Below are 26,614 nucleotides of genomic sequence, written 5' to 3'. Positions count from 1 at the left end.
TGAGCCAGATGGGACGGCAAACCTGCCAAGAATTCGCCGCGCATCATATATCAAGGCATTCTCGTTTGATATCGGTTCTCATTTGTTATTTTTCACGTACCTGCTGTGTCTCCAGTGGGTAACGCAAAAACCACAGGCGAAAAAAAGCCACTCAATCGAGTGGCTCATGCAACGCGCAGGCATACCTCAGCGATAGCGTTCCAGCCAATGCGCGTAAGGCGCCGGCAAGGTCCAGGAGGACTTGTCCACGCCCAGTTCCTTGGCAGCAAAGTAGGCCCAATGCGGGTCGGCCAGATGCGCACGCCCTACCGAAACCAGGTCCAGGTGCCCGGCCTGCAAAGCGCCTTGGGCCAGTTGCGGCGTGCCGAAGCCCCAGGCCGAGGTCACCGGAATACCGGCTTCACGGCGTACACGCTCAGCAATCGGGCCCATGAAGGCCGGGCCCCATGGGATGTTGGTGTCAGGAATGGTAAAGCCGACGCTGACGCTCAGCAGGTCCAGGCCACCGTCCTTGAAACGGCGGGCCAGTTCGATGGACTCGGTGAGGGTCTGCTCATCACGGCCGTCGTATTCGATCACACCGAACCGGGCGGTGAGCGGCAGGTTTTCCGGCCAGACTTCACGCACCGCAGCCAGGGTTTCGAGGAGGAAGCGGCTGCGGTTGTCGAAGCTGCCACCGTAGGCATCGGTACGCTGGTTGGAGTGCTCGGAGAAAAAGCTCTGGCCCAGGTAGCCGTGGGCGAAGTGCAGTTCGATCCATTCAAAGCCGGCATCGCGAGCGCGGCGGGCCGCGTCGACGAAGTCCTGCTGCACGCGGGCAATGTCTTCCAGGGTCATGGCACGCGGTACGTTGGGCAAATTGGCACCAAACGCGATGGCAGAGGGGGCGATGGTTTCCCAGCTACGGGCATCAGAAGCCGGGATGTGGTCATCACCTTCCCAGGGGCGATTGGCACTGGCTTTGCGACCGGCGTGGGCGATCTGAATGCCCGGCACCGAACCTGCGGCCTTGATGGCCTTGACCATGGGCACAAATGCCTGGGCATGGGCATCGCTCCAGATCCCGGCGCAGCCTGGGGTGATGCGCCCTTCAGGGGCGACCGCGGTGGCCTCGACCACCAGCAGGCCGGCACCACCACGGGCCATGCCGGCCAGGTGAACGTGGTGCCAGTCGTTGACCATGCCGTCTTCGGCCATGTATTGGCACATCGGTGGGATAGCAATGCGATTGCGCAAGGTCACATCTTTGAGTTTGAACGGTTCGAACAAGGCCGACATTGAGAACTCCAGGAAGGGATGAGTGATTCGATAGTTCGATGGTAATCGAACTATGGTATTGAACGCTACCCCCCTGTTATGATCCGCCCCATGCGAGCCTTCAAACACCCTACTCCGCAAGAATTGACGCTTGAGCGTGTGCTGTACGCCTTGAGCGACCCCGTGCGCCTGGACATCGTGCGCTACCTGGCCAACGTGCCAGAGGCCACCTGTGGCGAACTCGACGGGGGGCGGCCCAAGTCCAGCATGTCCCATCACTTCCGGGTATTGCGCGATGCCGGCCTGGTGCACACCCGCAATGTGGGCACCACCCATATGAACTCGTTGCGCCGTGACGAGCTGGAAAGCCGCTTCCCTGGGTTGCTGGCGAGCGTGTTGTCACAGCACTAGACGCATAACTTCGGCGCGACGCCGGGCCTGTGGCGAGGGAGCTTGCTCCCGTGACGGCCTGCCACCCGGCGCTTGCCTACCTGACACCCCACAATCCAAATGTGGGAGCTGGCTTGCCTGCGATGGCGGCCCGACAGCCGCCCCATATTTACCGGACACCCCTCAATCCAACTGTGGGAGCGGGCTTGCTCGCGAAGGCGGCCTGACAGCCGGCACAGTTATACCGAGTACATATCCATTCCTGCGGTAACAGCCACTTAGGGTTCTCTTGCTCCACCACTCGGCACCTCGCCCAGGCTCGGTGTGCCCGTAATCCGCCAGCGTGGTTTAACGGGGCGCTTAAGATCAAAAGCAGATCAAGATCAAGAGCGGCTCGCTTCGCATCGTGGTTAGCGTTGGCTGCTGCAACTTGGAAAGTTGTGCAGATACCTATGCACTAGACGCCAAGCCTCAGGACAAGACCGCCTTTAGCAGCGCGCCGTCCAGGTGCACACAGTCCTTGCCATTGCGCTTGGCGCCGTACAGGTTCTTGTCCGCCATCTTGAGTACGGCCGACAACTCGTCGCCCGGCGAAAAACGCGCCATTCCCGCACTGCAGGTGTAATGGTGGGGCGCAGGCACACTGCTGCGGATCGCTTGCAACAAGTCCAGGGCATAATCACAGGCCACCTCCACATCGTCGCCCTGCAATAACACGCCGAACTCTTCCCCGCCGATCCGTCCAAAGCTGTGGCTGCCCTTGGCGTTTTTCAGGCAAAGGGCCATGGCGCGCAGAATCTTGTCCCCCACGTCGTGGCCATATAGATCGTTTTTTTCTTTGAAACTGTCGATATCCAACATGATGAAGTAGCCGCCCTGCTCCCCACCGAGCAACTTCTCGAAGCTCTGCATAAAAGCGCGCCGGTTGAGAATGGAGGTCAGGTAGTCGGTCTCGGCCAAGGCGCGAAACTCGCTTTCCACCAGCAATACCGAACGCAGGTTCTTCAAGTAGGAATAACTCAAGATAAACCCGATGGATACCGACGCGGCGCAGAACAGCAGCAAATACACCTCGGTGCCAACGTATATATCCGCCTGCATGGGCGGCCACAGGATCAGCCAGATCAATAGCGCATCGGCCAGATAATCCTGGACACTGATAAACAAGATCGCACTGCCCACCACCAGGGTCACGGCCAACGGCAGGCCATAGATACGCAACTCTTTGTTCATATGAATCAGATAAGCGAAGCCGACGGACAACAACACCATATAGGTGACCCCCAGCACTCGCCAGAGCAGAAAGTTCGTGGTGGTGGCATGTACCCGGCAAACAATCAGCAGGCCCACCGTGACGCCCAACATATAAAAATTCAACTTCAGGGCCGCAGGAATCAGGAGCATGCCGACCCAGGCAATAATCCCTACCCCTTCGGCTTGGGTCACCGCAGGTGACAACAAACTGCGCATTCTGGGCCGCAACTTCAAGTTAGCAGGCATCCTTACGCTCCCATCTCAATAGCATGCAGGCCCATCGCAAATGAAAAGGCCATGAACCGCTTTACCAGGCTGGCAAAGGGTGGCAGAACTTCCAGCCGGGTTTTGGAGTGGGCTTTGAAATAACCCTTTTCAACCCCCTCCTGCACCATACGGATAATGTGGGTCTTGGACACGGAAAGTTGCTTGGCCAAGGCTAGGTAGGAAGACGACCGGAAGGTGGCGCGGTCGTTCTCAGGGGCAAAGGCGTCGTTGTAGATCGCCAGCATCAACAGATGGCCGGCGTCGCGCTTCACCAGCCAGTAACATTCGGGCAGCAAGACATCCACCGTCAACTCGGCCGCGAGAATCATGGCAAAACCCTTGAAATAGAGCGCAAGGAACTCGCGGTCATCCAAGTCGCGCATCTGCCGGAACACTTCCCTTTCGGGATAGAGCAGCGCCAAAGACTCCGTGAGGGCGGTGAGCATCAACCGCGCTTCGCGGCAGGCTTCATCCGAAGGTGCATACACCCTGAAGCGACTGTCTTCGGGGTGCGGCGCAACCTCCATGAAACCCAAGGCCCGGAATAGCAAAAAAATCGATTCCAGGCTGTTTTTCGAACAATATTTGCGCGTTACGCACAAGGCTTTAACTTCTGCCAACAAAGGCAGCGGTGTAGAAAAGTATTGGCTCAATAATGCAAACGACACCATCAAGCGGCTGTATTTAAGGGCACTCTTGTAGAAAAACGGTCGTCTCGAATAGGGCACGAGCAGCACGTGGTAATGCGCTCTCATGCACGATTCAAAATCCTTATGACGTTCGAGCGCTTGCGCGGTATTACACATAGCCAACTTCAACGAACTGACACGCATGAAAGAGCCCTGATCATCCAACTTGATGCCACTGATCTCAGCTACGAAATCCCTGCAGCCCGGCCCCAAAACAAATCACTTCAAAAATCCTGCCATTAATGGCTTTTTGCCTCGAACGCAATGTACAGCGATTGCCGGACAAGACGTCATCAGTACCAAAGTTGTTCCACAGTCAGATGCCCTATGGCACACACTTACGCGCAACCTTTGGTTACATTCTCTCCGCCTGGCGGTTAGAGGACTAATCGATTCAGCACACTGCGAACCTTCCTTCCTCGGCGGCGTCGTAACAGGGGATTGTTGCCAACCGCCCGCCGCGAGGTTCTCGTTTGAAAGCTGCCCTTCTGAAGAAATACCGCCTGATCATCAAGACCATGGGCTATGTGGGCTGGGCGTTGTTCTGGCTGTTGTTGTGGGATGTGGCGGTGACGGTGGATTTCATGCTGTTTCTCACCGCCAAGATCAATTTGCCGCTGATGCCCCTGACCTTGCTCGGCTCGGCACTGGTGGTGCTGATCAGTTTTCGCAACAGCAGCGCCTACAACCGCTGGTGGGAAGCACGCACGCTGTGGGGTGCGATGGTCAACAACTCGCGCAGTTTTGCTCGGCAAGTGTTGACCCTGCTCGATGACGCCCCTGGTGAGGTGAACCCGGTGAAGTCGACGCTGTTGCGCCGTCACGTGGCTTACGTCAATTGCCTGGCTGCGCACCTCAAGGGCCAGCCGTGCCCGGAGGAAGTGCGAGCCTTTATCCCCGCCGAAGAATTTGCGCGCAACGGCGCCACCAATAACTTCGCCAATGACATCCTCACCGGCTCGGCCTCGTTGCTGGCGCGCGAATACCAGGCCGGGCGCCTGGACAGCATCCGCCTGGCGCGGTTGGAGTCGACCCTGGTGGACCTCTCCAACGCCCAGGGCGGCATGGAGCGGATTGCCAACACGCCACTGCCCTACCCTTACGTGTACTTCCCGCGGCTATTCATTTCGTTATTCTGCCTGATCGTGCCGGTGGGCCTGGTGGAATCGCTCGGTTGGTTCACGCCGTTGGCCTCCACGGTCGTGGGCTTCATGCTGCTGGCCATCGAACGCATCGGCACCGACCTGCAAAGCCCGTTCAATTCCAGCGAACACCAGATCCAGATGGAAAGCATCTGCGAAACCATCGAGAAGAACCTGCAGTCGATGCGCCGCGATGCCCTGGTCGGTGACCCGATCGCCTGATTCCCCCTCCTCAAGTGCCAACTCCCTCGGCCGATATACCGAGGGTACGCATGGCCTCGCCTCTCACAAAAACGCCTGCGACACGCAGTAGCCATTTTTCTCCCCTTGCCAAAACTATAAATACCCGCGGGTGAAGTTATGAATATCAAGCAAAAGCTGACATGGGCGTTTGCGGCCATCGCGTGCGTGCCGGTCATCCTGGTCGCCATTATCGTGGTGCTGAACCTGCGCGAGGGTGCGCTGGCCAACTTCCTCGACAGCAGCGGCCGCGAGATCCGCCAGATCGACAATGGCATGCAGCAGTTTTTCGACGGCATCAGCCAGAATGTCGACTTCGTCGCCAAAGACCCGCGTGTGATCGCGGCCAAGAACCTGAAGAACTACGCCGGCGCCGATGCAGCGCAAATTCCGCTGACGCCGACCAACACCGAACTGCTGGCGATTTTTGATCAGTTCGCCAAAAGCCACCCCAGTACCGCCTACCTGTCCCTGGGACTGAGCGATGGCGGCTACGCCAGTTGGCCGGACGACGCCAAGCTGACGCAGTACGACCCGCGCACCCGCCCCTGGTACCAGGCCGCCATTGCAGCGCCAGGCAAGACCGTGCGCACAGGCGCCTACTACTGGGCCCCGGACGATGTGGTGCTGATCGGCACCGTGCGCACCGTCGCGGATGCCACGGGTAACGTCCTTGGGGTGGTTGGCCTTGACGTGTCGCTCAAGCAACTCACCGAGCTGGTGCGCACCATCAAGCTGGGCGACAGCGGCTACCTGATGCTGGTGGAAGCCGACGGCAACGTGCTGGTGGACCCCAGCGATGCCACGCACAACTTCAAGCCCCTGGCGGGCCTGGGCGCGAACTACGCCGAACTGGCCAAGCACGGCGATGGCGTGACCGAGGTGAGCATCGATGGCGTGGCCTACATGGCTAACGTGGTCAGTTCCAAAGACTTGGGCTGGCGCTTTATCGGCCTGATCAAGCGTGACGAAGTGATGGCCGGCGCCACCCGCCTGACGTGGTTGATCGCTGCGATCGCCGCCGTACTGGCCGTGGTGTTCGCAATCGTCGGTGCCAGTTTCGCCCGTGTGATCGTGCGTCCGATTCGCGGTGTGGCCGACGGCCTGCAGGAAATCGCCGAAGGTGAAGGCGACCTCACGCGCCAGCTCAAAGTGCAAGGCAAGGACGAAACCGCCAGCCTGGCCGGCTGGTTCAACCAGTTCCTGAGCATGATCGCGCAACTGGTGCAGCGCATCGGCAACGCCTCCTCAGACCTGCAAACCGCCGCCGCCGACACCAGCGCCGTGGCCAACAATATGAACCAGGCCGCCGGCCGCCAGCGCGAAGCCGTGGAACTGGTGAGCACCGCGTTCAACGAGATGGTCGCCACCGCCAACGAAGTCGCGCGTTCATGCAGCGCCGCCGCCACGAGTGCCGATGAGGGCTATCGCGACGTGCACACCGGCCAGCAGCACATCGGCGAAGCCACCGGCAGCGTGCTCAAGCTCAGCGAAGACCTGCAAAAATCCACACAGACCATGCAGTTGCTCGAGCAAGACAGCCAGAACATCAACACCATCCTCGACACCATCCGCTCGATTGCCGAACAGACCAACCTGCTGGCGCTCAACGCCGCGATCGAAGCCGCCCGCGCTGGCGACCAGGGCCGCGGCTTTGCGGTGGTCGCCGATGAAGTGCGTGCACTGGCGCGTCGCACCGCCGACTCCACCGGCGAAATCGACAGCCTGCTGGGCAACCTTGCCCGCCGCACCCAGGAAGTCACCCAGCAGATGCAAGGCAGCTTGCTGGTGTCCAACACCAGCGTGGAGCGCATCCAGCAGGCCCGTGACAGCTTTGACAAGATCCGCGGCTCGGTGGATTCGATTCGCGACCAGAACACTCAGATCGCCACCGCCGCCGAAGAGCAGCACCAGGTGGCCGAAGAGATCAACCGGCATATCGCGCAGATCCACGCCGACGCGCAGTTGGTGGAAGGCTTTGCGCATTCGGCGCAGACCGGTTCAGGGCGGCTGACTGATATTTCCGGCCAGCTCAATGGGCTGGTGGGGCGCTTCAAGTTCTGATGCCCGCCCAATAAAGGCAGCGCTGTACCGTGGCGAGGGAGCTTGCTCCCGCTGGACTGCGTAGCAGTCCCAGTCTTTTAAATTAAGAGAGGGGCCGCTTCGCGCCCCAGCGGGAGCAAGCTCCCTCGCCACAGGGTACGCGTCGCCGGGTCCATCTAGGCCGACTCAGAGGCGGCCCCGCCCATCATCGCAGTACCTGCAACAGTCTATTGCAGGACTCAAATGTACTAACCGGTTACTTATCTTGCTAAAATCGCGTCTTTGCCCTCTCTCACTCGAGTCCATTCGACATGAAACGAGCATCGCGCGCCGCTGGCGTCTCTAGATTCTTACTCCTGGGCCTGGGCGTCGTCATCGCCCTGCTCGGCCTTGCGCTTGCCGTCGGCGGCGCCAAACTGGTCAGCCTGGGAGGTTCCTGGTACTTCCTGCTGGGCGGCGTGGTCATGGCCATCTCCGGGCTGTTGATTGCCCGCTGCAAGCCTGCCGGCGCCTGGTTGTTCGCCGCGTTTCTAGTGGCTACCGCCGTGTGGGCGGTGGCCGACGTGGGCCTGGAATACTGGCCGCTGTTCTCGCGACTGTTCATGTTTGCGGTGATTGGCGTGGTGGTCGCACTGGTGTATCCGTTGCTGGCTGGCAAACCGGCGCGGGGTGCCTATGGCGTCGCCGCCGTATTGGCGCTGGGCGTGGCGGTGGCAGCGGGCAATATGTTTGTCGCGCACCCCAGCGTTGCGCCCACCGGTGCAGGCCCGGGCGTCACCCCGGTGGCTGCGGCCGATGCGCAGAAAGATTGGGCCCACTACGGTAATACCGAAGGTGGCAGCCGTTTCGCCGCGCTGGACCAGATCAACCGCGACAACATCGACAAGCTCAAGGTCGCCTGGACCTACCACACCGGCGACGTGGCCATCAGCGACGGTAACGGAGCCGAAGACCAACTGACGCCCCTGCAGATCGGCAACAAAGTGTTTATCTGCACCCCGCACAACAACCTGATCGCGCTGGATGCCGACACCGGCAAAGAACTGTGGAAAAACGAAGTCAACGCCAAATCGGCAGTGTGGCAGCGTTGCCGGGGCATGGCGTATTTCGACGCCAGCGCGCCGATTGCCCAGCCGGCCCAGCCCGACAGCTCGCCGGTCCTGGCCGCCAGCGTGCCCGCCGGTGCGCAGTGCCAGCGTCGCCTGCTGACCAACACCATTGATGCACGCCTGATCGCCGTAGACGCCGACACCGGCAAGTTCTGCGAAGACTTCGGCACCCACGGTCAGGTGGACCTCAAGGCCGGCCTGGGCAATGTACCAGACAGCTACTACCAACTGTCCTCAGCGCCGCTGATGGCCGGTACCACCGTCGTAGTCGGCGGTCGCGTGGCAGACAACGTGCAGACCGATATGCCCGGTGGCGTGATCCGTGGCTTTGACGTGATCACTGGTCAGATGCGCTGGGCCTTCGACCCAGGCAACCCTGAAGACAAGCAGGCCCCGACGGGCGACGCCACCTACGTGCGCAGCACCCCGAACAGCTGGGCGCCAATGTCTTACGACCCACTGATGAACACGGTCTTCCTGCCGATGGGCAGCTCCTCCACCGATATCTACGGCGTGGAGCGCACCCAGCTCAACCACAAATACGGCGCTTCGGTGCTGGCACTCGACGCCTCCACCGGTGCCGAGAAGTGGGTCTACCAGACGGTCCACAACGACCTGTGGGACTTCGACCTGCCAATGCAGCCAAGCCTGATCGACTTCACCCCGCCAGGTAGCGACAAGGCTGTACCGGCCGTGGTCATCGGCACCAAGGCCGGGCAGATTTACGTGCTCGACCGCGCCACCGGCAAGCCGCTGACGGACGTGCAGGAAGTGCCGGTAAAAGCCGCGAACATTCCCAACGAGCCGTATTCCCTGACCCAGCCTAAATCCGTCGGCATGCCGCAGATCGGCGCGCAAACCCTCACCGAGTCGGACATGTGGGGCGCGACGCCGTATGACCAGTTGCTGTGCCGCATCGATTTCAAGGGCATGCGCTACGACGGCCTGTACACCGCGCCGGGCACCGATAAATCCCTGAGCTTCCCGGGTTCCCTGGGCGGCATGAACTGGGGCAGCATTTCCACCGACCCGGTGCACGGTTTTATCTTCGTCAACGACATGCGCCTGGGCCTGTGGATCCAGATGGTACCGTCGCAGAACAAGGCCCAGGCCTCTTCCGGTGGGGAAGCGCTGAACACCGGCATGGGCGCCGTGCCGCTCAAGGGCACGCCGTACGCGGTGAACAAAAACCGCTTCCTGTCGGTGGCCGGCATTCCGTGCCAGGCGCCGCCATTCGGCACCTTGACCGCCATCGACATGAAGACGCAAAAGGTCGCCTGGCAAGTACCGGTGGGCACCGTTGAAGACACCGGCCCCCTGGGTATCCGCATGCACCTGCCAATCAAGGTAGGCCTGCCGACCCTGGGCGGTACGCTGTCCACCCAAGGCGGCCTGATCTTTATCGCCGGCACCCAGGACTTCTACCTGCGCGCCTTCAACAGCGGCAATGGCGATGAAATCTGGAAAGCCCGCCTGCCCGTCGGCAGCCAGGGTGGGCCGATGACCTACGTGTCGCCGAAAACCGGCAAGCAATACATCGTCGTCACCGCCGGCGGCGCACGCCAGTCCACCGACCGTGGCGACTACGTGATCGCCTACGCCCTGCCGTAACCGCCCTCTGTTCGCGCGGTGCTCCGGCACCGCGCTTTGTGTTTGGAAAGATCCCCCATGACCCCTACTCCTCATACCGCCTGGCGCCTGGCGCTGGGCCTGGCCTTTGCGGCCGCCCTGCCCGTTCAAGCCGACGACACCACCCTGACCGGCGACTGGGGCGGCCTGCGCCGCGAACTCGACGCGCAAGGTGTGCGCTTTACCGGTGACTACAGCGGCGAGACCGCCTACAACGCCCACGGCGGCCAACACCGTTCGGCGCGCTATTCGCAAAATATCAAGCTCGGCGTGCAGTTCGACCTGGGCAAGCTCTACGGTTTCAACAACGGCGACCGCATCCAGCTGACCATCAACGACCGACGCGGCAACAGCGCCTCCGAGGACTTGGTGGGCAACCGCCTGCCGATCCAGGAAAACTACGGCGGCCTCTACACGCGCCTCACCGAGCTGAGCTACGAGCGCACGCTGTTCACCCCGGCGCTGAACCTCAAGCTGGGCTATATGGCCATGGGCAATGATCTCGGCGGCCTGGACAGCGGCATCCTGTGCAACTTCATGAACGCCGGCTTCTGCGGGCATCCGCTGAATATGTCCGGCGGCAGTGGCTGGGCCAACTACCCGAATGCGCACCTCGGTGCCCGGGTAAAATACGACTTTTCGCCCAACTGGCAACTGCGCGTGGCGGCGTTCAATGTCGACCCGTCCAGCAATGGCAACTCAAGCCGTGCCTGGCACCTGGGGCCCAAGCACACCACCGGCACCGTGGTGCCCATCGAGCTTATCTACAAGCATGCGGGCGCACTGCCCGGTGAATACAAGCTCGGTTATTACTACGACAGTTCCGATGTAAAACGCATTGGCAGCAACAAGGACGTCAGCGGGCGTGGCGGTCACTACCTCTTGATCGACCAGGCTGTGTGGGCCTCACAATCATCCCAAGGCCGTAGCCTGCACGCCTTCGGCCAGTACTCTGCCGCCAGCCAAGCGGCCTCGCCGTTCACCAAGTGGTATGGCGCAGGCGTGGTGCTGTACAAGCCGTTCGAAGGTCGCCCGCGCGATACCGTCGCCTTGGGCTATGGCCGCGCGGTGCCGAACCCGCGCAGCCGTGATGTGCAAGAGTTGGCTGCGTTCAATGCCGGGGCGTCCTACCCCTCAATCGACAGTGCCGAACAGTTGATCGAACTCAGTTATGGCTACCAGGCCACGCCTTGGCTGACCTTGCGCCCGGATGTGCAATACATCATCGAGCCGGGGGCGTTTTCCGGTGAGAGCATCGACAATGCGCTGGTGCTGGGTTTGCAAGTCAAAGCGGTGTTCTAGCTCGCGCCCTGCTGATACTGACGTGGCGTACAGCCAAATTCGCGGCGAAACACCGTATGCAGGTACTGCGCAGAGGTGAAGCCGCAGCGTGCGGCAATGTCGGCTATAGCAAGGCTTTGGTTTTCCAGGCCCTTGGCGGCAGCGGCGAGTTTGAAGCGCAAAATCTCATCATGCACGCTGCAGCCACGCGCCTTGCGAAAATGCGCTTCCAGGGACGAGCGGGAAACACCGACATAAGCGGCGACCTGATCGGTCTTGATACCCTGGCAGGCGTACTGACGGATAAACAACAAGGCCTGCATCACGTAAGGGTTGCCCAGGGGTTGATGCAGGCTGGAGGCTTGCACGTTAATGGCGTCTGGCGGCACCAGCACCTGCGTGCCCGTGCAGGGTTTGCCATGCAGCATCTGATGCAACAATGCCGCAGCGGTACGGCCCATGGTCTCCGTGCCCTGGATCACCGAACTGAGCGGCACCCGCGTGAGGGTGCGGGTCAGCGGGTCGTTGTCGATGCCGATCAACGCCACCTCCTCCGGCACCGCAATACCCGCCGTCAGGCAGGCTTGCAGCAATTGCCGGGCGCGGGCATCGGTCACCGCGATGATGCCGATAGGCTTGGGCAAGCTGTGCAGCCAGGCAATCTGCTGCTCCACCGCGCTGTCCCACAACGGCGCACTGGTGCCCAGGCCGCGATACACCTCTACCTGCAAGCCATCACGCTGCATCAAGCGGCGAAAAGCTTTCTCACGCTCCTGGGCCCACCGATTGGCCTGGGCTTCGGGCAGGCTGAAACAGGCAAACCGCGTCAAACCCGCCTCCACCAGGTGCTCGTAGGCCAGCTTCATCAGGGCATGGTTATCGGTGGCCACATAGGGAATGCCCTTCGGGTACTTGCCCACATCCTCATAAGACCCGCCCACCGCCACCACTGGAACCCGACTGCCGGCCAGCGCCTCGCCAATCAGCGGATCATCGAAGTCAGCAATGATCCCATCCCCCTGCCAACGCTCGATACCGCGCAGGCGACAGAGGAAGTCCTCTTCCAGGAACAGGTCCCAGGATGCGCGGGTGCTGCTCAGGTAGTTGCCAATGCCGGCGATGATGCCACGGTCGTAGATTTTGCTGCCGTTGAACAGCAAGGCGATGCGGTGAACGGGCGGTAGGGTTTTCATTGTTTTTGTCCTGGGGCCGGTCGGTGCAGATGAGTACGCAGAGGTTTGACTGATCAGGATAGCGGGCCTCGGAGGAGGCCCGCTCAACTTACCTAAATTCCACCAACATGGCTGCAACTGCGGCCCAAAATACGGAACCGATCAACATCATCATATTGATGGTCAACAGACGTTTTAGACGAGGGGGAAAATTTTCAAGATCGTCAGGGTCCAGTTCTCCGATGCGAATAGACGCCTTCGGCAACGTCACCATTCCGGCAATTTTTGATATTTCCAGAAGCGACCAGATTACCCCCCTCTTTCCCAGGCTTGTTCCCCAGATATAAATAAAACGACTGTTTTTCAGTGCCTTCTTTATAGAGTCCAAGTGTCGACGACTAAGGTAAAGACTAAAAGTAATGCCAGCAGCGGCGAGCATAATTGGCACTCCTGTAGCCATCATAGCGATCCAGGGAGACCACGTATCGATACTGGTCATAGTTCTGGCCTCGTAAATTTTTTCATTTCTCAGGTTTGCCTCGGCGTACCCACCGGAACCTAGTGATGCGTCAGGCTACGAATTGGAAACGCCGAGTGCTTTTCAAGTAAGGGATGTCGCCCCCTCAAACTACTTAAACTTCAGTAGTACAGCTACGATAACAAGCCAAGTAAAACCAATGACTTTCATAGCCGTATCAATAATCAGCAGACGCTTTAGGTAGGGTGGAAAGCTTTCAAGATCAGCAGCGTTTACATCCCCAATTCGGATATACGTCTTCGACCACGTCACCATTCCTGCGATTTTCGCTATCTCCAACAGGGTCCAAATCACCCCCCGCCGCCCCAAACTCGGTCCCCATAAGTAAATGTAACGGCTATTCTTCAACGCGTCCTTCATGGCGTCCAAGTGACACCGGCTCAGATACAACGTGTATCCAATGCTTATAACTCCAAGCAAAAAAGGACCACCGCCAACAATCCAAAAAGCGAACCAGGACTTCCAGAATTCCTCCTCAGTCATAGCGCAGTTTTCTCGTGAAGGATTTCTCCACCTAGCTCCCCTCCCATCCCACCTGCCGTCGTGCCCACCCATGCACCAGTTCCTACCAGTGCAGCAGCACAAATAACACCTCCTATACTTGTAGAGATACCTAGCGCCAGGCAGACAGGACCGCTGGCCTGTAAACCTAACCTGCCACCCCAAGCACCACCGACAGTAGAAAGGCCAAATTTTCCCCCTTCAGTAAACTTGACCTTTTTACACGCTGCCGCAGAATCCCCTTTGCACACCTGCTGAATTGCCAACAACGAAGATACCGCGCCAAGACCAATGCCGATGTACCCACCGGTCTTCATATACTTCGTGGCACGGCTGACCGCCTCCACATGCGCGGCATACCCCGGAATCTGCCCCGGCCCACCCGCCTTGTCCCAGTGATGCACCAAGCTGCGGCTGGATATACCCAGGGCCGCTTTCAACTTGGGGTGATCGCCCAAGGTGGTCTGCCCGCGCAGGCGGGTGGAGTTGAGCAGATGAGCATCCAACTGGTTCATCAACCGTTGGCGATCAGCAAAGAACTGCGCTGACCTAAGATGCCCGTGCTGCCGATAGCTGTCCTGATGCAGGCGTTCCATAGCCTGCAGCGTTTCGCGCAGGTTGTTCAGGTGCTTTTCCATCACCACCGCGCTGACGCCGAGCCAGGTTGAGGTTTGGCCGATGAAACCGGCGATCTCTGCACCGTGGCGATACAGAAAATCAGCCTCGTCCGGCGTCAGTTCATCCAGTGATGCGCTGACGTGTTGTGCAGCCTGCATCAACTGAGCTTCTTCATACGTGCAGGAGGCGTTGTTCGGATCGCTGAGCACGATCATCGAACCAGCTTTGACGTGGCCTGTGTTGGGATTCAGCGATTGAAACTTGCGCATTACAGCCGGGTCGAGCGTCGGAAAAAGTGTGGCTTCCAGCGCCTCGCGGGTCATGCTCTGGGGCACGATATAGAAACCAGGCTCTTGCCCATTCATGCCGTTGTATGCCGTTGGAACTGTACGACCCGACGGGGCGAAACCAGACTGACGCGGCGCTACAGGGCTGCCATTTGCAGATGATGTGCTTGGCTGAGCAACTCGCTGATTAATTGGCGGCTCTGAACTTTCATTTTCATAGGTGGCGGAGTAAACCGAAGGAATAAGCCGAGCTCGACAGGGGCAGCTGCTGAAGCTGTCCAGCGTGCCGGCCACACGTTTTCCATGACTTTCGATATGAGAAATGCCGCCGACGATCTGGTAAGTCCCTTCATGTTTTCCACAAGTAACCAAGTCGCCTTCGCGAGCATGGAGAACACCATATATATTAACTCTAGGATCGCCCTCGATAATTTTTCCGCCACAGGTTGTATTATCACCCAAACCCACAAAATATCCTTCACTCATTCACGCACCCTCTTTTAAAATTTTATGTACTCAAGTGCATAGCGCGGAAAAACAACTAAGTCATACACAACACACTTAGTAATCCCTCATAAAAAATCATCTGCCTTCTGCACGCCTTCACGAGCAATCAGCAGTACTGAACCTTGTGGCGTATTGATAATTTCGTCACCGTTGCTGAGCGTGCTTCCTACAAGCGCAATATGGCTATTAGCTTCACCCGCACACGTCACGATCTGCGCCGTCGTGCCGTCGGCGTATACAGCGCAATCCCCTTTGTGCGCAGCACGTACTTGCGAACCATCAGCCAATTTGAATGCCATTTGCGATGTGGTTTTTTTAATCACCCCACCGTTACGCGTCTGGCTGCCTTCGGCCGCCACTCGATAAATTGCAATAGCCGGATGAGCCTTGTTTTGGGCATCTCGTTCATTAATGATCTTCAGAGCTTGCTCGCTGAAACCCGAAAGTTGTTGCTCGGAAAATGCAGGCATGTCCAGCTCAATTAAAAACTCAGCCGACACTTCATTGGTATATAGCAAGGTGTGCGATGCACTCATCTTTATCTTCCTCATTCTCAGCTTAGTTAGTCGCCTGCGCTTGTTCACATCAAGGCAATGGCTGACAACCCAAACTTTGAAGAGGCATATCCCCACCGTAAAGTCAGACGTTTCCCTAAATCCTGTACTCCCTCAGCCGTTCTCAGCCCTTCACTCAAAATCGCACTCCCCTTTGGTGATTTTCATAATCAGCCACCCAGGTGCCATTGCTAGTATCCAGACACCGCCCAGAACAATAAGGAAAACCCCATGCCGTACTTCCCCGGTGTCGAAAAGGTGCGCTTCGAAGGCCCTGCCAGCACCTCTGCCCTCGCGTTTCGTCACTACGACGCCAACAAGCTGATCCTCGGCAAGCCCATGCGGGAGCACCTGCGCATGGCCGCCTGTTACTGGCATACCTTTGTGTGGCCGGGGGCGGATATGTTTGGGATGGGGACGTTCAAGCGCCCGTGGCAGCGCAGTGGCGATCCGATGGAGGTGGCCATCGGCAAGGCCGAGGCGGCGTTTGAGTTTTTTTCCAAGCTGGGCATCGACTACTACAGCTTTCACGACACCGATGTGGCGCCCGAAGGCAGCACGCTCAAGGAGTACCGCAATCACTTTGCGCAGATGGTCGACCACCTGGAGCGCCATCAGGAACAGACTGGCATCAAGCTGCTGTGGGGCACCGCCAATTGCTTCAGCAACCCGCGTTTTGCCGCCGGGGCGGCGAGCAACCCAGATCCAGAGGTGTTCGCCTTCGCCGCCGCCCAGGTGTTCAGTGCAATGAATGCCACGCTGCGCCTCAAGGGCGCCAACTATGTGCTGTGGGGTGGCCGTGAAGGGTATGAAACCTTGCTCAACACCGACCTCAAGCGCGAGCGCGAACAGCTCGGGCGTTTTATGCGCATGGTGGTGGAGCACAAGCACAAGATCGGCTTTACGGGTGACCTGTTGATCGAGCCCAAGCCCCAAGAGCCGACCAAACACCAATACGATTACGACAGCGCCACCGTGTTCGGCTTCCTGCATGAGTACGGCCTGGAACACGAGATCAAAGTGAACATCGAGGCCAACCACGCGACGCTGGCCGGGCACAGCTTTCATCATGAGATCGCCACCGCCGTGTCGTTGGGGATCTTCGGCAGTATCGACGCCAACCGCGGCGACCCGCAGAACGGTTGGGACACCGACCAGTTCCCCAACAGCGTCGAGGAGATGACCCTGGCCACCTACGAAATCCTCAAGGCTGGCGGGTTCAAGAACGGCGGCTATAACTTCGACTCCAAGGTGCGCCGCCAGAGCCTCGACGAGGTGGACCTGTTCCATGGGCATGTCGCCGCCATGGATGTGCTGGCCCTGGCGTTGGAGCGTGCGGCGGCGATGGTGCAGGACGACCGCTTGCAGCAGTTCAAGGACCAACGCTATGCCGGCTGGCAGCAGCCGTTGGGCCAGGCGGTGTTGGCCGGTGAGTTCAGCCTGGAGTCATTGGCTGAACATGCCTTTGCCAACGAGCTGAACCCGCAGGCGGTGAGCGGGCGCCAGGAGATGCTTGAAGGCGTGGTGAATCGGTTTATCTACACCTGACTGTGACCAGAGATTGCTCCCGCTGGGGCGCGAAGCGGCCCCAAAAAATGGGAGTGCTGCGCACTCCAGCGGGAGCAAGCTCCCTCGCCACAAAGAGGATCTTCACCTAGTGTCTTTCCAACAACAATAAAAGGACGCACCACCATGAAGTCATTCAAACCTGCCCTGCTCGCCGCAGCCGTGGCGCTGCTCGCCCTGCCGGTGATGGCCGACCCTGCGCACCCGAAAATCGGTTTTTCCATCGACGACCTGCGCCTGGAGCGCTGGTCCCGCGACCGTGATTACTTTGTTGCCGCTGCGGAAAAGCTCGACGCCAAGGTCTTCGTGCAGTCTGCCGATGCCAACGAACAGAAGCAGATTGCCCAGATCGAAAACCTCATCTCCCGGGGCGTCGATGTGATCGTGATTGTGCCGTTCAACGCCACGGTGCTGACCAACGCGGTGGCCGAAGCCAAGAAGGCCGGGATCAAGGTGGTGTCCTATGATCGCCTGATCCTCAACGCCGACATCGACGCCTATATTTCCTTCGATAACGAAAAAGTCGGCGAGATGCAGGCCAGCGGCGTGTTGCAAGCGGCGCCCAAGGGCAATTACTTCCTGCTCGGCGGCGCGCCGACGGACAACAACGCCAAGGTGCTGCGCGAAGGTCAGATGAAGGTACTGCAACCGGCCATCGACAAAGGCGATATCAAGATCGTCGGCCAGCAATGGGTCAAGGAATGGAACCCCACCGAAGCCTTGAGCATTGTCGAAAACGCCCTGACCCGTAACGACAACAAGATCGACGCCATCGTCGCCTCCAACGACGCCACCGCCGGCGGTGCGATCCAGGCCCTGGCTGCGCAGAAGCTGGCGGGCAAGGTACCCATCTCCGGCCAGGACGCTGACCTCGCGGCGATCAAGCGCGTGATCGATGGCACCCAGACCATGACCGTGTACAAACCGCTCAAGCTGATCGCCACCGAAGCGGCCAAACTTTCGGTGCAGTTGGCACGCAGCGAACAGCCTACCTATAGCTCGCAATATGACAATGGCAGCAAAAAGGTCGACACCATCTTGCTCACGCCGACGCCGTTGACCAAGGCCAACATCGATGTGTTGGAGAAAGACGGCTTCTATACCAAAGAGCAGATCGGCCTGTAGGTCCTGGCAGGCAGCCCGTGTCGCCTGGGGGTTTTTCGCGAGCAAGCTCGCTCCTACAGTGACGGTGTTTCGTCGGCCTTTTGTGTGAGCCATTGCCATGTCGCATTACCTGCTGCAAATGAACGGCATTGTCAAAAGCTTTGGCGGTGTCAACGCTCTCAACGGCATAGACATCAAGGTCAAGCCTGGGGAATGCGTGGGCCTGTGCGGTGAAAACGGGGCGGGTAAATCCACCTTGATGAAGGTGCTGTCGGCGGTGTACCCGCACGGCACCTGGGAGGGGGAAATCCTCTGGGATGGGCAGCCGCTCAAGGCCCAGTCCATCCGCGAAACCGAGGCCGCCGGGATTGTCATCATTCATCAGGAACTGACCCTGGTGCCCGACCTGTCGGTGGCCGAGAACATTTTCATGGGCCACGAACTGACCCTGCCCGGTGGGCGCATGAACTACCCGGCGATGTTGCACCGCGCCGAGGCGTTGATGCGTGAACTCAAGGTGCCAGACATGAATGTGGCGCTGCCGGTGTCGCAGTACGGCGGCGGCTACCAGCAACTGGTGGAGATCGCCAAGGCCTTGAACAAACAGGCGCGCCTGTTGATTCTTGACGAGCCCTCCTCGGCCTTGACCCGTGGCGAAATCGAGGTGTTGCTGGACATTATCAAGGGCCTGAAGGCCAAGGGCGTGGCCTGCGTGTACATCTCCCACAAGCTTGATGAAGTGGCGGCGGTGTGCGACACCATTGCGGTGATTCGCGACGGCAAGCACATCGCAACCACCGCCATGGCAGACATGGACATCCCCCGGATCATCACGCAGATGGTCGGCCGCGAAATGAGCAACCTCTTCCCCATCGAGCACCATGAAGTGGGCGAGGTGATCTTCGAAGCGCGTAACGTCACCTGCTACGACGTCGATAACCCCAAGCGCAAGCGCGTCGACGACATCTCCTTCGTGCTCAGGCGCGGTGAAATCCTTGGCATCGCCGGCTTGGTGGGCGCCGGGCGCACGGAGTTGGTGTCGGCGCTGTTCGGCGCTTACCCCGGCCGCTACAGCGCCGAAGTATGGCTGGACGGCCAGGTGATCGATACGCGCACGCCGCTCAAGTCGATCCACGCCGGGCTGTGCATGGTGCCCGAAGACCGCAAGCGCCAAGGCATCATTCCCGACCTGGGTGTAGGCCAGAACATTACCCTGGCGGTGCTCGACACCTACGCGCACATGACCCGCATCGACGCTGAGGCCGAACTGGGCAGCATCGACCAGCAGATCAGCCGCATGCACCTCAAGACCGCCAGCCCGTCGCTGCCGATCACCAGCCTCTCAGGCGGCAACCAGCAAAAGGCCGTGCTGGCGAAAATGCTGATGACCCAGCCCAAGGTGCTGATCCTCGACGAACCCACACGCGGAGTGGACGTGGGCGCCAAGTACGAGATCTACAAACTGATGGGTGCGCTGGCCGCCGAAGGCGTGTCGATCATCATGGTCTCCTCAGAACTGGCCGAAGTGCTCGGCGTGTCCAACCGCGTGCTGGTGATTGGCGACGGCCAGTTGCGGGGGGATTTCATCAATGAAGGGCTCACCCAGGAACAGGTGCTCGCCGCCGCGCTCAGCCATAACCCTAATGATCGGAAGACCGCGTAGATGAATCAGGTCAAACACCTTTTTACCCGCTACAAGATGCTCGCGCTGGTGATCGCCGTGGCGTTCATCTGGTTGTTTTTCAGTTGGCAGACCGAGGGCGGTTTTCTCACCCCGCGCAACCTCTCCAACCTGCTGCGGCAGATGTCGATCACCGGGATATTGGCCTGCGGCATGGTGCTGGTGATTATCGGCGGCGAGATCGACTTGTCGGTGGGCTCGTTGCTCGGACTGTTGGGCGGGCTGGCGGCGATTCTGGATGTGGTCTATCACGTGCCGCTATTGGCCAACCTGAGCCTGGTGGCGCTGTGCGGCTTGATGATCGGCCTGGCCAACGGCTACATGACCGCTTACCTGCGCATTCCCTCGTTCATCGTCGGCCTGGGCGGAATGTTGGCGTTTCGCGGGATTCTGCTGGGGATTACCGGCGGCACCACTATTGCGCCGGTGTCGCCGTCGCTGGTGTATGTGGGCCAGGGGTATTTGCCCCACAGTGTGGGCGCTGGGCTTGGCGTACTGCTGTTCGCACTGACGCTGTTCCTGACTTGGAAGCAGCGGCGCAACCGCGCACTGCATGGCTTGGCCGCGCACGCTTTGGTGCGCGACGTGTTACGTGTGGTATTGATCGGCGCGGTGCTCGCCGGGTTCGTCACCACCCTCAACAGCTACGACGGTATCCCCGTGCCGGTTCTGCTGTTGCTGGTGCTGCTCGGCGTATTCAGCTACGTCACCAGCCAGACCGTATTCGGCCGCCGCGTGTATGCGGTAGGCAGCAATATGGAAGCCACACGGCTATCCGGCATCAACGTGCAAGCAGTGAAACTGTGGATCTTCGGCATCATGGGGGTGATGTGCGCGCTGGCCGGCCTGGTCAACACCGCGCGCCTTGCTGCGGGTTCACCCTCGGCGGGCAACATGGGCGAACTCGATGCCATCGCGGCCTGTTTTATCGGCGGCACATCGATGCGCGGCGGCTCGGGCACCGTCTATGGCGCGCTGCTTGGCGCGTTGGTGATTACAAGTTTGGACAACGGCATGTCGATGCTGGATGTGGACAGCTACTGGCAGATGATTGTGAAGGGCAGCATTCTGGTGCTGGCGGTGTGGGTGGATGTGAGTACCCGCTCGGGCAGGCGATAACTCGTCCGCCAGAACACCACCGATCACCTGTGGGAGCTGGCTTGCCTGCGATGGCGGCGGGTCAGCCACCTGATGGACCGACTGACACACCGCCATCGCAGGCAAGCCAGCTCCCACATTTGATCTTCATGGCTCCCCCACATTGATCTCATTTTTCCCTCAGGTTATTGCGGATAAAAACTAAAAGTCCATAATGGACAAATTAGTTTATCCGGAGAACCCCATGTCCACGACGCCCCTCGTCATCGACCAGGCCCAGGCCCGTACTTTATTGGCTCAAGTCGATGTACCCGCGATCCTGCGCAAACTGTTCCGCGACCTCGCCGCCGGGCAAGCGGTACAGCCGGCGCAACAGCTGGTGGAATTTCCTCAAGGCGCCGGGGATTTCATCAACTACCTGGGCGTACTGGCCGGAGACGGCGTGTACGGGGTCAAGACCTCCCCCTATATCGTGCGTGATCAGGGCCCTTTGGTGACGGCCTGGACCTTATTGATGTCGATGCACAGCGGCCAGCCATTGCTGTTGTGCGATGCCGCTGAATTGACCACTGCACGCACCGCCGCCGCCACGGCTTTGGCAGTGGATGCGCTGGCACCGGCGGCGGCGCAACGCCTGGCGATCATCGGCAGCGGCAAGGTCGCCCAGGCGCACCTGCGTTATGTGCAGAACCTGCGCGACTGGCAGCAGATCCGCCTGTACTCGCCAAGCCTGGGCAGCGCCAGCGCCGAGACGCGTGCGCAGTTGACCAGCCTGGACCCGCGCCTGAGTCTCGTCTCAAGTTGTGAGGCCGCCCTGGAAGACACGGATGTGATCCTGCTGTGCACCTCGTCCGCCGGGCCGGTCATCGACCCCTCGCGCCTGAGCAAACCCGCGCTGATTACCTCCATCAGCACCAATGCGCCACGTGCCCATGAAGTACCGCCACATTGCCTCAACCAGATGCACGTGTTCTGCGACTACCGCCAGACCACTCCGGATTCGGCCGGTGAGATGCTGATCGCCAGCGAGCAGCACGACTGGGACAAACGCACGATTGTCGGCGACCTGCCCGAGTTGTTCAGCGACATGGCCCAGCGCCCCGACTACGATCGTCACGTCTTTTTCCGCTCCATCGGCCTGGGCCTGGAAGACATCGCCCTGGCCAATGCCCTGTATCGACTGTAGGAGCGAGCTTGCTCGCCAAGACCTCACAGGCACTGCGGTCACACAGAATCGGCGCGTTATCGTCAACGTTTTTCGCGAGCACGCACGCGCCTACAATGCTTATTTCAGGAGATCTCCATGAGCCAGGCAGACTTCATCATTATCGGCGGCGGCATTGCCGGCGCGTCCACCGGGTTCTGGTTGTCGCAGCACGGCAAGGTGTTGGTGCTTGAGCGTGAAAACCACCCGGCCTATCACTCCACCGGGCGTTCGGCAGCGCTCTACACCGCCGCGTACGGCACCCCGCAAGTACGCGCGCTGACCTTGGCCAGCCGGGCCTTCTTCGACCAGCCACCCGCAGGCTTCTGCGAACATCCCCTGCTGACGCCCCGGGGCGAAATGACCGTTGATTTCAACGGTGACCCGGCCGAACTAGACAGCCAGTACCTGAGCGCCAAGGCGACCGTAGAGCAGGTGCAGCGCCTGACGGTCGATGAAGCCTGTGCACGCTTGCCGATCCTGCGCCGTGAAAAAGTCCACGGGGCAATCTACGACCCTACCGCCTGTGACATCGACACCGACGCCCTGCATCAAGGCTACCTGCGCGGTATCCGCCGCAACCAGGGCGAAGTGCGCACCGACAGCCATGTGCTGGGCTTGAGCCGCGACGCCGACGGCCTGTGGCAGGTGCGCACCCAGGATGCGACCTTCACCGCGCCGGTCATCATCAACGCCGCCGGTGCCTGGGCCGACCATATCGGCGGGCTGGCGGGCGCAGCGTCCATCGGCTTGCAGCCCAAGCGCCGCTCGGCCTTTGTCTTTGCCGGCCCCGAGGGCATGGACAGCCACGACTGGCCGATGCTGGTAGCCCTCGACGAAGCGTTCTACATGAAACCGGATGCCGGCATGTTCCTCGGCTCACCGGCCAACGCCGACCCGGTAGAACCCCAGGATGTGCAACCCGAAGAGCTGGATATTGCCATGGGCATTTACCAGATCGAGGAAGCCACCACCCTGACCATCCGCCGCCCCACGCGCACCTGGGCCGGGCTGCGCAGTTTTGTGCAGGACGGTGATTTGCTGTCGGGCTTTGACCCGCAAGTACCGGGGCTGTTCTGGGTGGCAGCGCAAGGCGGCTATGGTATCCAGACCTCACCCGCCATGGGCCAGGCAAGCGCCGCTCTGGTGCGCGGCGAACCGCTGCCGGAGGCACTGACCCGGTTCGGCCTGGACGCTGGTATGCTCTCCCCGGTCCGCCTGGAGCCCCATTGATGAACACCGCTGAACAAGACAAGGTCATGCAGAACTTTCGCGCGATTGCCGATGCAATCGCTACGTTGTTCTTTCCCCATGCAGAAGTGGTGCTGCATGACCTGCGCACGCAAACCGTGGATTACATCGCCAATAACCTGTCCAAACGCAGCCTGGGTGACGACTCGTCCCTGGAGGACATGCTCGACGGCGACGTCAGCGAGGTGAATATCGGCCCTTACGAAAAGCTCAACTGGGACGGCCAGAAAATCCGCAGCCTGAGCACTGTGCTGCACGACCACAAAGGTCACCGGCTGGCTGTATTGTGCATCAACCTGAATATTTCAATGTTCGAAACGGCCAAGGCGGCGCTGGATTTATTCCTGTCGCCAAGCAAGCTGATCGCACAGCCAGACGCGCTGTTTCGCGATGACTGGCAGGAACGCATCAACACCTTCCTGCATGCCTGGCTGCGCGAGCGTCAGTTGAGCCTGAACCTGTTGACCCGCGACCACAAACGCGAACTGGTGCTGGCGCTGCATGCTGAGGGAGCCTTCAAGGGCAAGAGCGCCTCCAACTATGTGGCCAATGTGCTGGGCATGGGGCGGGCGACGGTCTACAAGCATTTGAAGGAATTGAAGGCATGAACCCTTTCTGACCACAGCGCCGATCCCCGGTGGGAGCTGTCGAGCTTTAGCGAGGCTGCGAAGGGGCCGGCAAGGTCAACATTGTCATCGCCTGACCCACCGCTTTCGCAGCCTCGCTAAAGCTCGACAGCTGCCACATTGACCGCGTCTTTGCGTCAGTCGCCGTAGATATCGGCCTTGAAGTACTGCTGTGAAATCTTCTGGTATTCGCCGCTGGCGCGAATGCCGTCGATGGCCGCATTCAGTTCGCTGACCAACTCGCCATTGCCCTTGCGTACTGCAATGCCGGCCCCCTCACCCACGTATTTCGGGTCTTTGAGCTCCGGGCCGACAAAGGCGTAACCCTGCCCGCGCGGCATCGACAGGAAGTCGCTCAGGGGGATGGTATCGGCAAAGATCGCATCCAGGCGCCCCGCTGCCAGGTCCATGTAGATTTCTTCGTTATTGCTGTAGCGCTTGACGTTGATGCCCTTGGGCTCGAACACCTCGGTGGCATACCGGTCGGTAGTCGTGGCGCGCTGTACACCGACGTTCTTGCCCTTGAGGCTGGCGTACTGGTCATCCACCACGGCGCCGTCCTTCATCACCAGACGCGACGAGGTGAAGTAGTACTTGTGGGTGAAATCCACCGACTTCTTGCGGTCTTCGTTGATGGTCATGGACGACAACGCCATGTCGATCTTCTTGACCTTGAGGGACGGAATCAGCCCGTCGAACTCCCCTTCGATCCACACGCACTTGACCTTCATTTGCGCACACAGGGCGTTGCCAATGTCGTAGTCGAACCCCACGATCTTGCCGTCACCGGTTTTGGAGGCGAACGGTGGGTAAGCGGCCTCAATGCCAATACGCAGGGTTTTCTCGGCGGCCAGCAGGTGGCTGGCGGCAAACAGGCTCAGGGCCAGGGCGGGAAGGAGATGGCGTTTCTTCATGGAGGGGTTCTCGCAAGTTGTTGTTGGTTTGGCAAGAGTGAAGAAAAACGTGGAGCGGCTATTTTGTACTTATAATTCCATACTGGACTTTTATGTGTTCAACCGTCAACAGGCAAAAAAAATGTGGGAGGGCTTGAGCCTTCCCACATCAGATCCTGCAGCACAGCTTGAACGTTACTTGGACACCGGCATCGCAAACTCCGCACCCTGCTCGATGCTCTCCGACCAGCGCTGCATGATCGACTTCTGCTTGGTGTAGAAGCGCACGCCCTCGGTGCCGTAGGCATGCATGTCGCCGAACAGGCTCTTCTTCCAGCCACCAAACCCGTGCCAGGCCATAGGCACCGGGATCGGCACGTTGATACCGACCATGCCCACTTCGATGCGCCGCGCAAACTCACGAGCAATGTTGCCATCGCGGGTGAAGCAGCTGACGCCGTTGCCGAACTCGTGGTCGTTGACCAGCTTCACTGCCTCGGCAAAATCGTTGACCCGTACACAGGCCAGCACCGGGCCGAAGATTTCTTCGCGGTAGATGCTCATGTCCTGGGTTACGTGGTCGAACAAGGTCGCGCCGAGCCAGAAGCCATTTTCCAGGCCGGGTTCGGTGGGGACGTAGTCACGGCCATCGAGCAGCAACTGCGCGCCCGCTTGTACACCCTGCTCAATGTAACCACTGATGCGTTCCAGCGCGGCCCGCGACACGATCGGGCCCATCTCGGCTTTGAGATCGCGGCCATCGGTGATGCGCAGCAATTTGGCGCGTTCGGTCAAGGCGGCAATGACTTTGTCACCCACGTCGCCTACCAGCACCGCCACCGAGATCGCCATGCAGCGCTCGCCGGCACTGCCGTAGGCGGCGCCCATCAGCGCGTCCACGGTGCGTTCGATATCGGCGTCGGGCATCACCACCATATGGTTTTTCGCCCCGCCCAGGCCTTGCACGCGCTTGCCGTTGCGGGCGCCGCTCTCGTAGATGTACTGGGCAATCGGCGTGGAGCCGACGAAGCTCACGGCCTTGACGTCCGGGTGTTCGATCAGCGCGTCCACCGACTCTTTATCCCCCTGCACCACGTTGAACACACCTTTGGGCAGGCCGGCTTCATGCAGCAGCTCGGCCATGAACAGCGACGCGCTTGGGTCAGTCGGGCTGGGCTTGAGGATAAAGGTGTTACCCGCCGCAATGGCGATGGGGTACATCCACATCGGTACCATCACCGGGAAGTTGAACGGCGTCACGCCGGCGACCACGCCCAACGGCTGGCGCATCGTCCAGTTGTCCATGCCACGGGAGACCTGGTCGGAGTGTTCGCCCTTGAGCAGGTTGGGAATGCCGCAGGCAAATTCGAGAATGTCGATGCCACGGTCGACTTCGCCCTGGGCATCGGTGAACACCTTGCCGTGCTCGGCGACGATGATGCGCGCCAGGTCGTCCTTGCGTTCGCGCAGCAGATGCAGGTACTCGAACAACACGCGGGCGCGACGGATCGGCGGGGTGTCGGCCCAGCCGGCAAACGCGGCCTGGGCGGCGGCGACGGCTTCGGTCACGGTCTGGCGGCTGGCCAGGGCCACACGGGCGGTGACTTCACCGGTGGCCGGGTTGTAGACGTCCTGATAACGGTCATCGCGGCTGACGCGCTGGTCGTTGATGTAGTGCTCGATGGTTGCAGTCATGGCAGTCGATCCAGGTGG

The 26,614-nt window shown here is 60.0% G+C and carries 21 protein-coding genes; 12 read left to right on the top strand and 9 right to left on the bottom strand.

All coding sequences use genetic code 11. The features are described from left to right. Nucleotides 1-186 precede the first annotated feature (186 nt). Nucleotides 187-1,278 carry an NADH:flavin oxidoreductase/NADH oxidase gene (locus BT204_RS24585; protein WP_014718067.1) on the bottom strand — a complete coding sequence of 364 codons (1,092 nt, stop codon included), beginning with the start codon at nucleotides 1,276-1,278 and terminating at the stop codon, nucleotides 187-189. A gap of 90 nt (nucleotides 1,279-1,368) precedes the next feature. Between BT204_RS24585 and BT204_RS24580 the strand changes: the two genes are divergently transcribed. Continuing rightward, the gene (locus tag BT204_RS24580) at nucleotides 1,369-1,668 is read left to right on the top strand and encodes an ArsR/SmtB family transcription factor (protein WP_003190545.1); all 300 of its coding nucleotides are present in this window, start codon (nucleotides 1,369-1,371) and stop codon (nucleotides 1,666-1,668) included. Nucleotides 1,669-2,118: 450 nt separating this feature from the next. Here BT204_RS24580 and BT204_RS24570 read toward each other — a convergent pair whose 3' ends face one another. Together BT204_RS24570 and BT204_RS24565 are read right to left on the bottom strand one after the other, a co-directional pair. Next, complete coding sequence (locus tag BT204_RS24570; protein ID WP_072448543.1) at nucleotides 2,119-3,147, bottom strand: GGDEF domain-containing protein; 1,029 nt, start codon at nucleotides 3,145-3,147, stop codon at nucleotides 2,119-2,121. Between the two features lie 2 nt (nucleotides 3,148-3,149). Then, on the bottom strand, nucleotides 3,150-4,001 hold the full coding sequence (locus BT204_RS24565; protein WP_169922168.1) for a hypothetical protein: 852 nt from the start codon (nucleotides 3,999-4,001) through the stop codon (nucleotides 3,150-3,152). 329 nt (nucleotides 4,002-4,330) lie between these two features. Here BT204_RS24565 and BT204_RS24560 point away from each other — a divergent pair, with 329 nt between their 5' ends. The 4 genes from BT204_RS24560 (at nucleotide 4,331) to BT204_RS24545 (ending at nucleotide 11,322) form a co-directional block, all read left to right on the top strand. Beyond that, complete coding sequence (locus BT204_RS24560) at nucleotides 4,331-5,221, top strand: bestrophin family protein (protein ID WP_003190542.1); 891 nt, start codon at nucleotides 4,331-4,333, stop codon at nucleotides 5,219-5,221. A gap of 138 nt (nucleotides 5,222-5,359) precedes the next feature. After that, nucleotides 5,360-7,303, top strand: coding sequence for a methyl-accepting chemotaxis protein (locus BT204_RS24555; protein WP_034127139.1), 1,944 nt, complete (start codon nucleotides 5,360-5,362; stop codon nucleotides 7,301-7,303). A 290-nt stretch (nucleotides 7,304-7,593) separates the two neighbouring features. After that, nucleotides 7,594-10,002: a glucose/quinate/shikimate family membrane-bound PQQ-dependent dehydrogenase gene (locus BT204_RS24550; protein WP_072448540.1), complete on the top strand. Its 2,409-nt coding sequence runs from the start codon at nucleotides 7,594-7,596 to the stop codon at nucleotides 10,000-10,002. Between the two features lie 57 nt (nucleotides 10,003-10,059). After that, entirely contained in the window at nucleotides 10,060-11,322 is a 1,263-nt protein-coding gene (locus BT204_RS24545; RefSeq protein WP_072448538.1) for a carbohydrate porin, read from the top strand. On the opposite strand, the gene BT204_RS24540 is transcribed toward BT204_RS24545, so the two are convergent. The 4 genes from BT204_RS24540 to BT204_RS24520 form a co-directional block, all read right to left on the bottom strand. Beyond that, nucleotides 11,319-12,494 (bottom strand): XylR family transcriptional regulator, encoded by a 1,176-nt coding sequence (locus BT204_RS24540; protein ID WP_034127136.1) that lies wholly within the window; start codon nucleotides 12,492-12,494, stop codon nucleotides 11,319-11,321. The genes BT204_RS24545 and BT204_RS24540 overlap by 4 nt on opposite strands. Nucleotides 12,495-12,582: 88 nt before the next feature. After that, complete coding sequence (locus BT204_RS24535; protein ID WP_072448536.1) at nucleotides 12,583-12,972, bottom strand: hypothetical protein; 390 nt, start codon at nucleotides 12,970-12,972, stop codon at nucleotides 12,583-12,585. A 518-nt stretch (nucleotides 12,973-13,490) separates the two neighbouring features. Beyond that, nucleotides 13,491-14,903 (bottom strand): PAAR domain-containing protein, encoded by a 1,413-nt coding sequence (locus BT204_RS24525; protein WP_072448533.1) that lies wholly within the window; start codon nucleotides 14,901-14,903, stop codon nucleotides 13,491-13,493. An 86-nt stretch (nucleotides 14,904-14,989) separates the two neighbouring features. Then, a complete protein-coding gene (locus BT204_RS24520; RefSeq protein ID WP_072448530.1) occupies nucleotides 14,990-15,460 on the bottom strand; it encodes a hypothetical protein in 471 nt (156 codons plus the stop codon). A 249-nt stretch (nucleotides 15,461-15,709) separates the two neighbouring features. On the opposite strand from BT204_RS24520, the gene xylA reads away from it, so the two are divergent. The 7 genes from xylA to BT204_RS24485 all read left to right on the top strand — a co-directional run bounded on the left by xylA (nucleotide 15,710) and on the right by BT204_RS24485 (nucleotide 23,990). Beyond that, complete coding sequence (gene xylA, locus BT204_RS24515; RefSeq protein ID WP_054895675.1) at nucleotides 15,710-17,026, top strand: xylose isomerase; 1,317 nt, start codon at nucleotides 15,710-15,712, stop codon at nucleotides 17,024-17,026. A gap of 144 nt (nucleotides 17,027-17,170) precedes the next feature. Continuing rightward, nucleotides 17,171-18,169 (top strand): D-xylose ABC transporter substrate-binding protein, encoded by a 999-nt coding sequence (gene xylF, locus BT204_RS24510; protein ID WP_072448528.1) that lies wholly within the window; start codon nucleotides 17,171-17,173, stop codon nucleotides 18,167-18,169. Between the two features lie 97 nt (nucleotides 18,170-18,266). After that, nucleotides 18,267-19,811, top strand: coding sequence for a D-xylose ABC transporter ATP-binding protein (gene xylG, locus BT204_RS24505; protein WP_072448527.1), 1,545 nt, complete (start codon nucleotides 18,267-18,269; stop codon nucleotides 19,809-19,811). Then, nucleotides 19,812-20,948, top strand: coding sequence for a sugar ABC transporter permease (locus BT204_RS24500; RefSeq protein WP_034127128.1), 1,137 nt, complete (start codon nucleotides 19,812-19,814; stop codon nucleotides 20,946-20,948). A 223-nt stretch (nucleotides 20,949-21,171) separates the two neighbouring features. Further along, complete coding sequence (locus BT204_RS24495; protein ID WP_072448525.1) at nucleotides 21,172-22,113, top strand: ornithine cyclodeaminase family protein; 942 nt, start codon at nucleotides 21,172-21,174, stop codon at nucleotides 22,111-22,113. 117 nt (nucleotides 22,114-22,230) lie between these two features. Then, complete coding sequence (locus BT204_RS24490) at nucleotides 22,231-23,364, top strand: NAD(P)/FAD-dependent oxidoreductase (protein WP_072448524.1); 1,134 nt, start codon at nucleotides 22,231-22,233, stop codon at nucleotides 23,362-23,364. Then, nucleotides 23,364-23,990 carry a helix-turn-helix transcriptional regulator gene (locus BT204_RS24485; RefSeq protein WP_057978045.1) on the top strand — a complete coding sequence of 209 codons (627 nt, stop codon included), beginning with the start codon at nucleotides 23,364-23,366 and terminating at the stop codon, nucleotides 23,988-23,990. Before BT204_RS24490 ends, BT204_RS24485 begins: the two co-directional genes overlap by 1 nt. Nucleotides 23,991-24,145: 155 nt before the next feature. On the opposite strand, the gene BT204_RS24480 is transcribed toward BT204_RS24485, so the two are convergent. Then, nucleotides 24,146-24,922, bottom strand: coding sequence for an ABC transporter substrate-binding protein (locus BT204_RS24480; RefSeq protein ID WP_072448522.1), 777 nt, complete (start codon nucleotides 24,920-24,922; stop codon nucleotides 24,146-24,148). A gap of 174 nt (nucleotides 24,923-25,096) precedes the next feature. Continuing rightward, nucleotides 25,097-26,596 carry a CoA-acylating methylmalonate-semialdehyde dehydrogenase gene (locus BT204_RS24475; RefSeq protein ID WP_057978048.1) on the bottom strand — a complete coding sequence of 500 codons (1,500 nt, stop codon included), beginning with the start codon at nucleotides 26,594-26,596 and terminating at the stop codon, nucleotides 25,097-25,099. Nucleotides 26,597-26,614: the final 18 nt, after the last annotated feature.

It is taken from the genome of Pseudomonas sp. NFPP02, assembly GCF_900119355.1.
In the GTDB taxonomy this organism is placed as follows: Bacteria; Pseudomonadota; Gammaproteobacteria; order Pseudomonadales; family Pseudomonadaceae; genus Aquipseudomonas; species Aquipseudomonas paracarnis.
This window is presented reverse-complemented; position numbering and strand designations above follow the sequence as displayed.

Bases quoted from the DNA above. Each gene is read 5' to 3' on its own strand.
- BT204_RS24520 (WP_072448530.1), bottom strand. From the start codon at position 15,460: ATGAGTGCATCGCACACCTTGCTATATACCAATGAAGTGTCGGCTGAG.
- BT204_RS24480 (WP_072448522.1), bottom strand. From the start codon at position 24,922: ATGAAGAAACGCCATCTCCTTCCCGCCCTGGCCCTGAGCCTGTTTGCC.
- BT204_RS24490 (WP_072448524.1), top strand. From the start codon at position 22,231: ATGAGCCAGGCAGACTTCATCATTATCGGCGGCGGCATTGCCGGCGCG.
- BT204_RS24535 (WP_072448536.1), bottom strand. From the start codon at position 12,972: ATGACCAGTATCGATACGTGGTCTCCCTGGATCGCTATGATGGCTACA.
- BT204_RS24550 (WP_072448540.1), top strand. From the start codon at position 7,594: ATGAAACGAGCATCGCGCGCCGCTGGCGTCTCTAGATTCTTACTCCTG.
- BT204_RS24500 (WP_034127128.1), top strand. From the start codon at position 19,812: ATGAATCAGGTCAAACACCTTTTTACCCGCTACAAGATGCTCGCGCTG.
- xylA (WP_054895675.1), top strand. From the start codon at position 15,710: ATGCCGTACTTCCCCGGTGTCGAAAAGGTGCGCTTCGAAGGCCCTGCC.
- xylF (WP_072448528.1), top strand. From the start codon at position 17,171: ATGAAGTCATTCAAACCTGCCCTGCTCGCCGCAGCCGTGGCGCTGCTC.
- BT204_RS24525 (WP_072448533.1), bottom strand. From the start codon at position 14,903: ATGAGTGAAGGATATTTTGTGGGTTTGGGTGATAATACAACCTGTGGC.
- BT204_RS24580 (WP_003190545.1), top strand. From the start codon at position 1,369: ATGCGAGCCTTCAAACACCCTACTCCGCAAGAATTGACGCTTGAGCGT.
- xylG (WP_072448527.1), top strand. From the start codon at position 18,267: ATGTCGCATTACCTGCTGCAAATGAACGGCATTGTCAAAAGCTTTGGC.
- BT204_RS24545 (WP_072448538.1), top strand. From the start codon at position 10,060: ATGACCCCTACTCCTCATACCGCCTGGCGCCTGGCGCTGGGCCTGGCC.
- BT204_RS24570 (WP_072448543.1), bottom strand. From the start codon at position 3,147: ATGCCTGCTAACTTGAAGTTGCGGCCCAGAATGCGCAGTTTGTTGTCA.
- BT204_RS24585 (WP_014718067.1), bottom strand. From the start codon at position 1,278: ATGTCGGCCTTGTTCGAACCGTTCAAACTCAAAGATGTGACCTTGCGC.
- BT204_RS24555 (WP_034127139.1), top strand. From the start codon at position 5,360: ATGAATATCAAGCAAAAGCTGACATGGGCGTTTGCGGCCATCGCGTGC.
- BT204_RS24495 (WP_072448525.1), top strand. From the start codon at position 21,172: ATGTCCACGACGCCCCTCGTCATCGACCAGGCCCAGGCCCGTACTTTA.
- BT204_RS24565 (WP_169922168.1), bottom strand. From the start codon at position 4,001: ATGCGTGTCAGTTCGTTGAAGTTGGCTATGTGTAATACCGCGCAAGCG.
- BT204_RS24485 (WP_057978045.1), top strand. From the start codon at position 23,364: ATGAACACCGCTGAACAAGACAAGGTCATGCAGAACTTTCGCGCGATT.
- BT204_RS24540 (WP_034127136.1), bottom strand. From the start codon at position 12,494: ATGAAAACCCTACCGCCCGTTCACCGCATCGCCTTGCTGTTCAACGGC.
- BT204_RS24475 (WP_057978048.1), bottom strand. From the start codon at position 26,596: ATGACTGCAACCATCGAGCACTACATCAACGACCAGCGCGTCAGCCGC.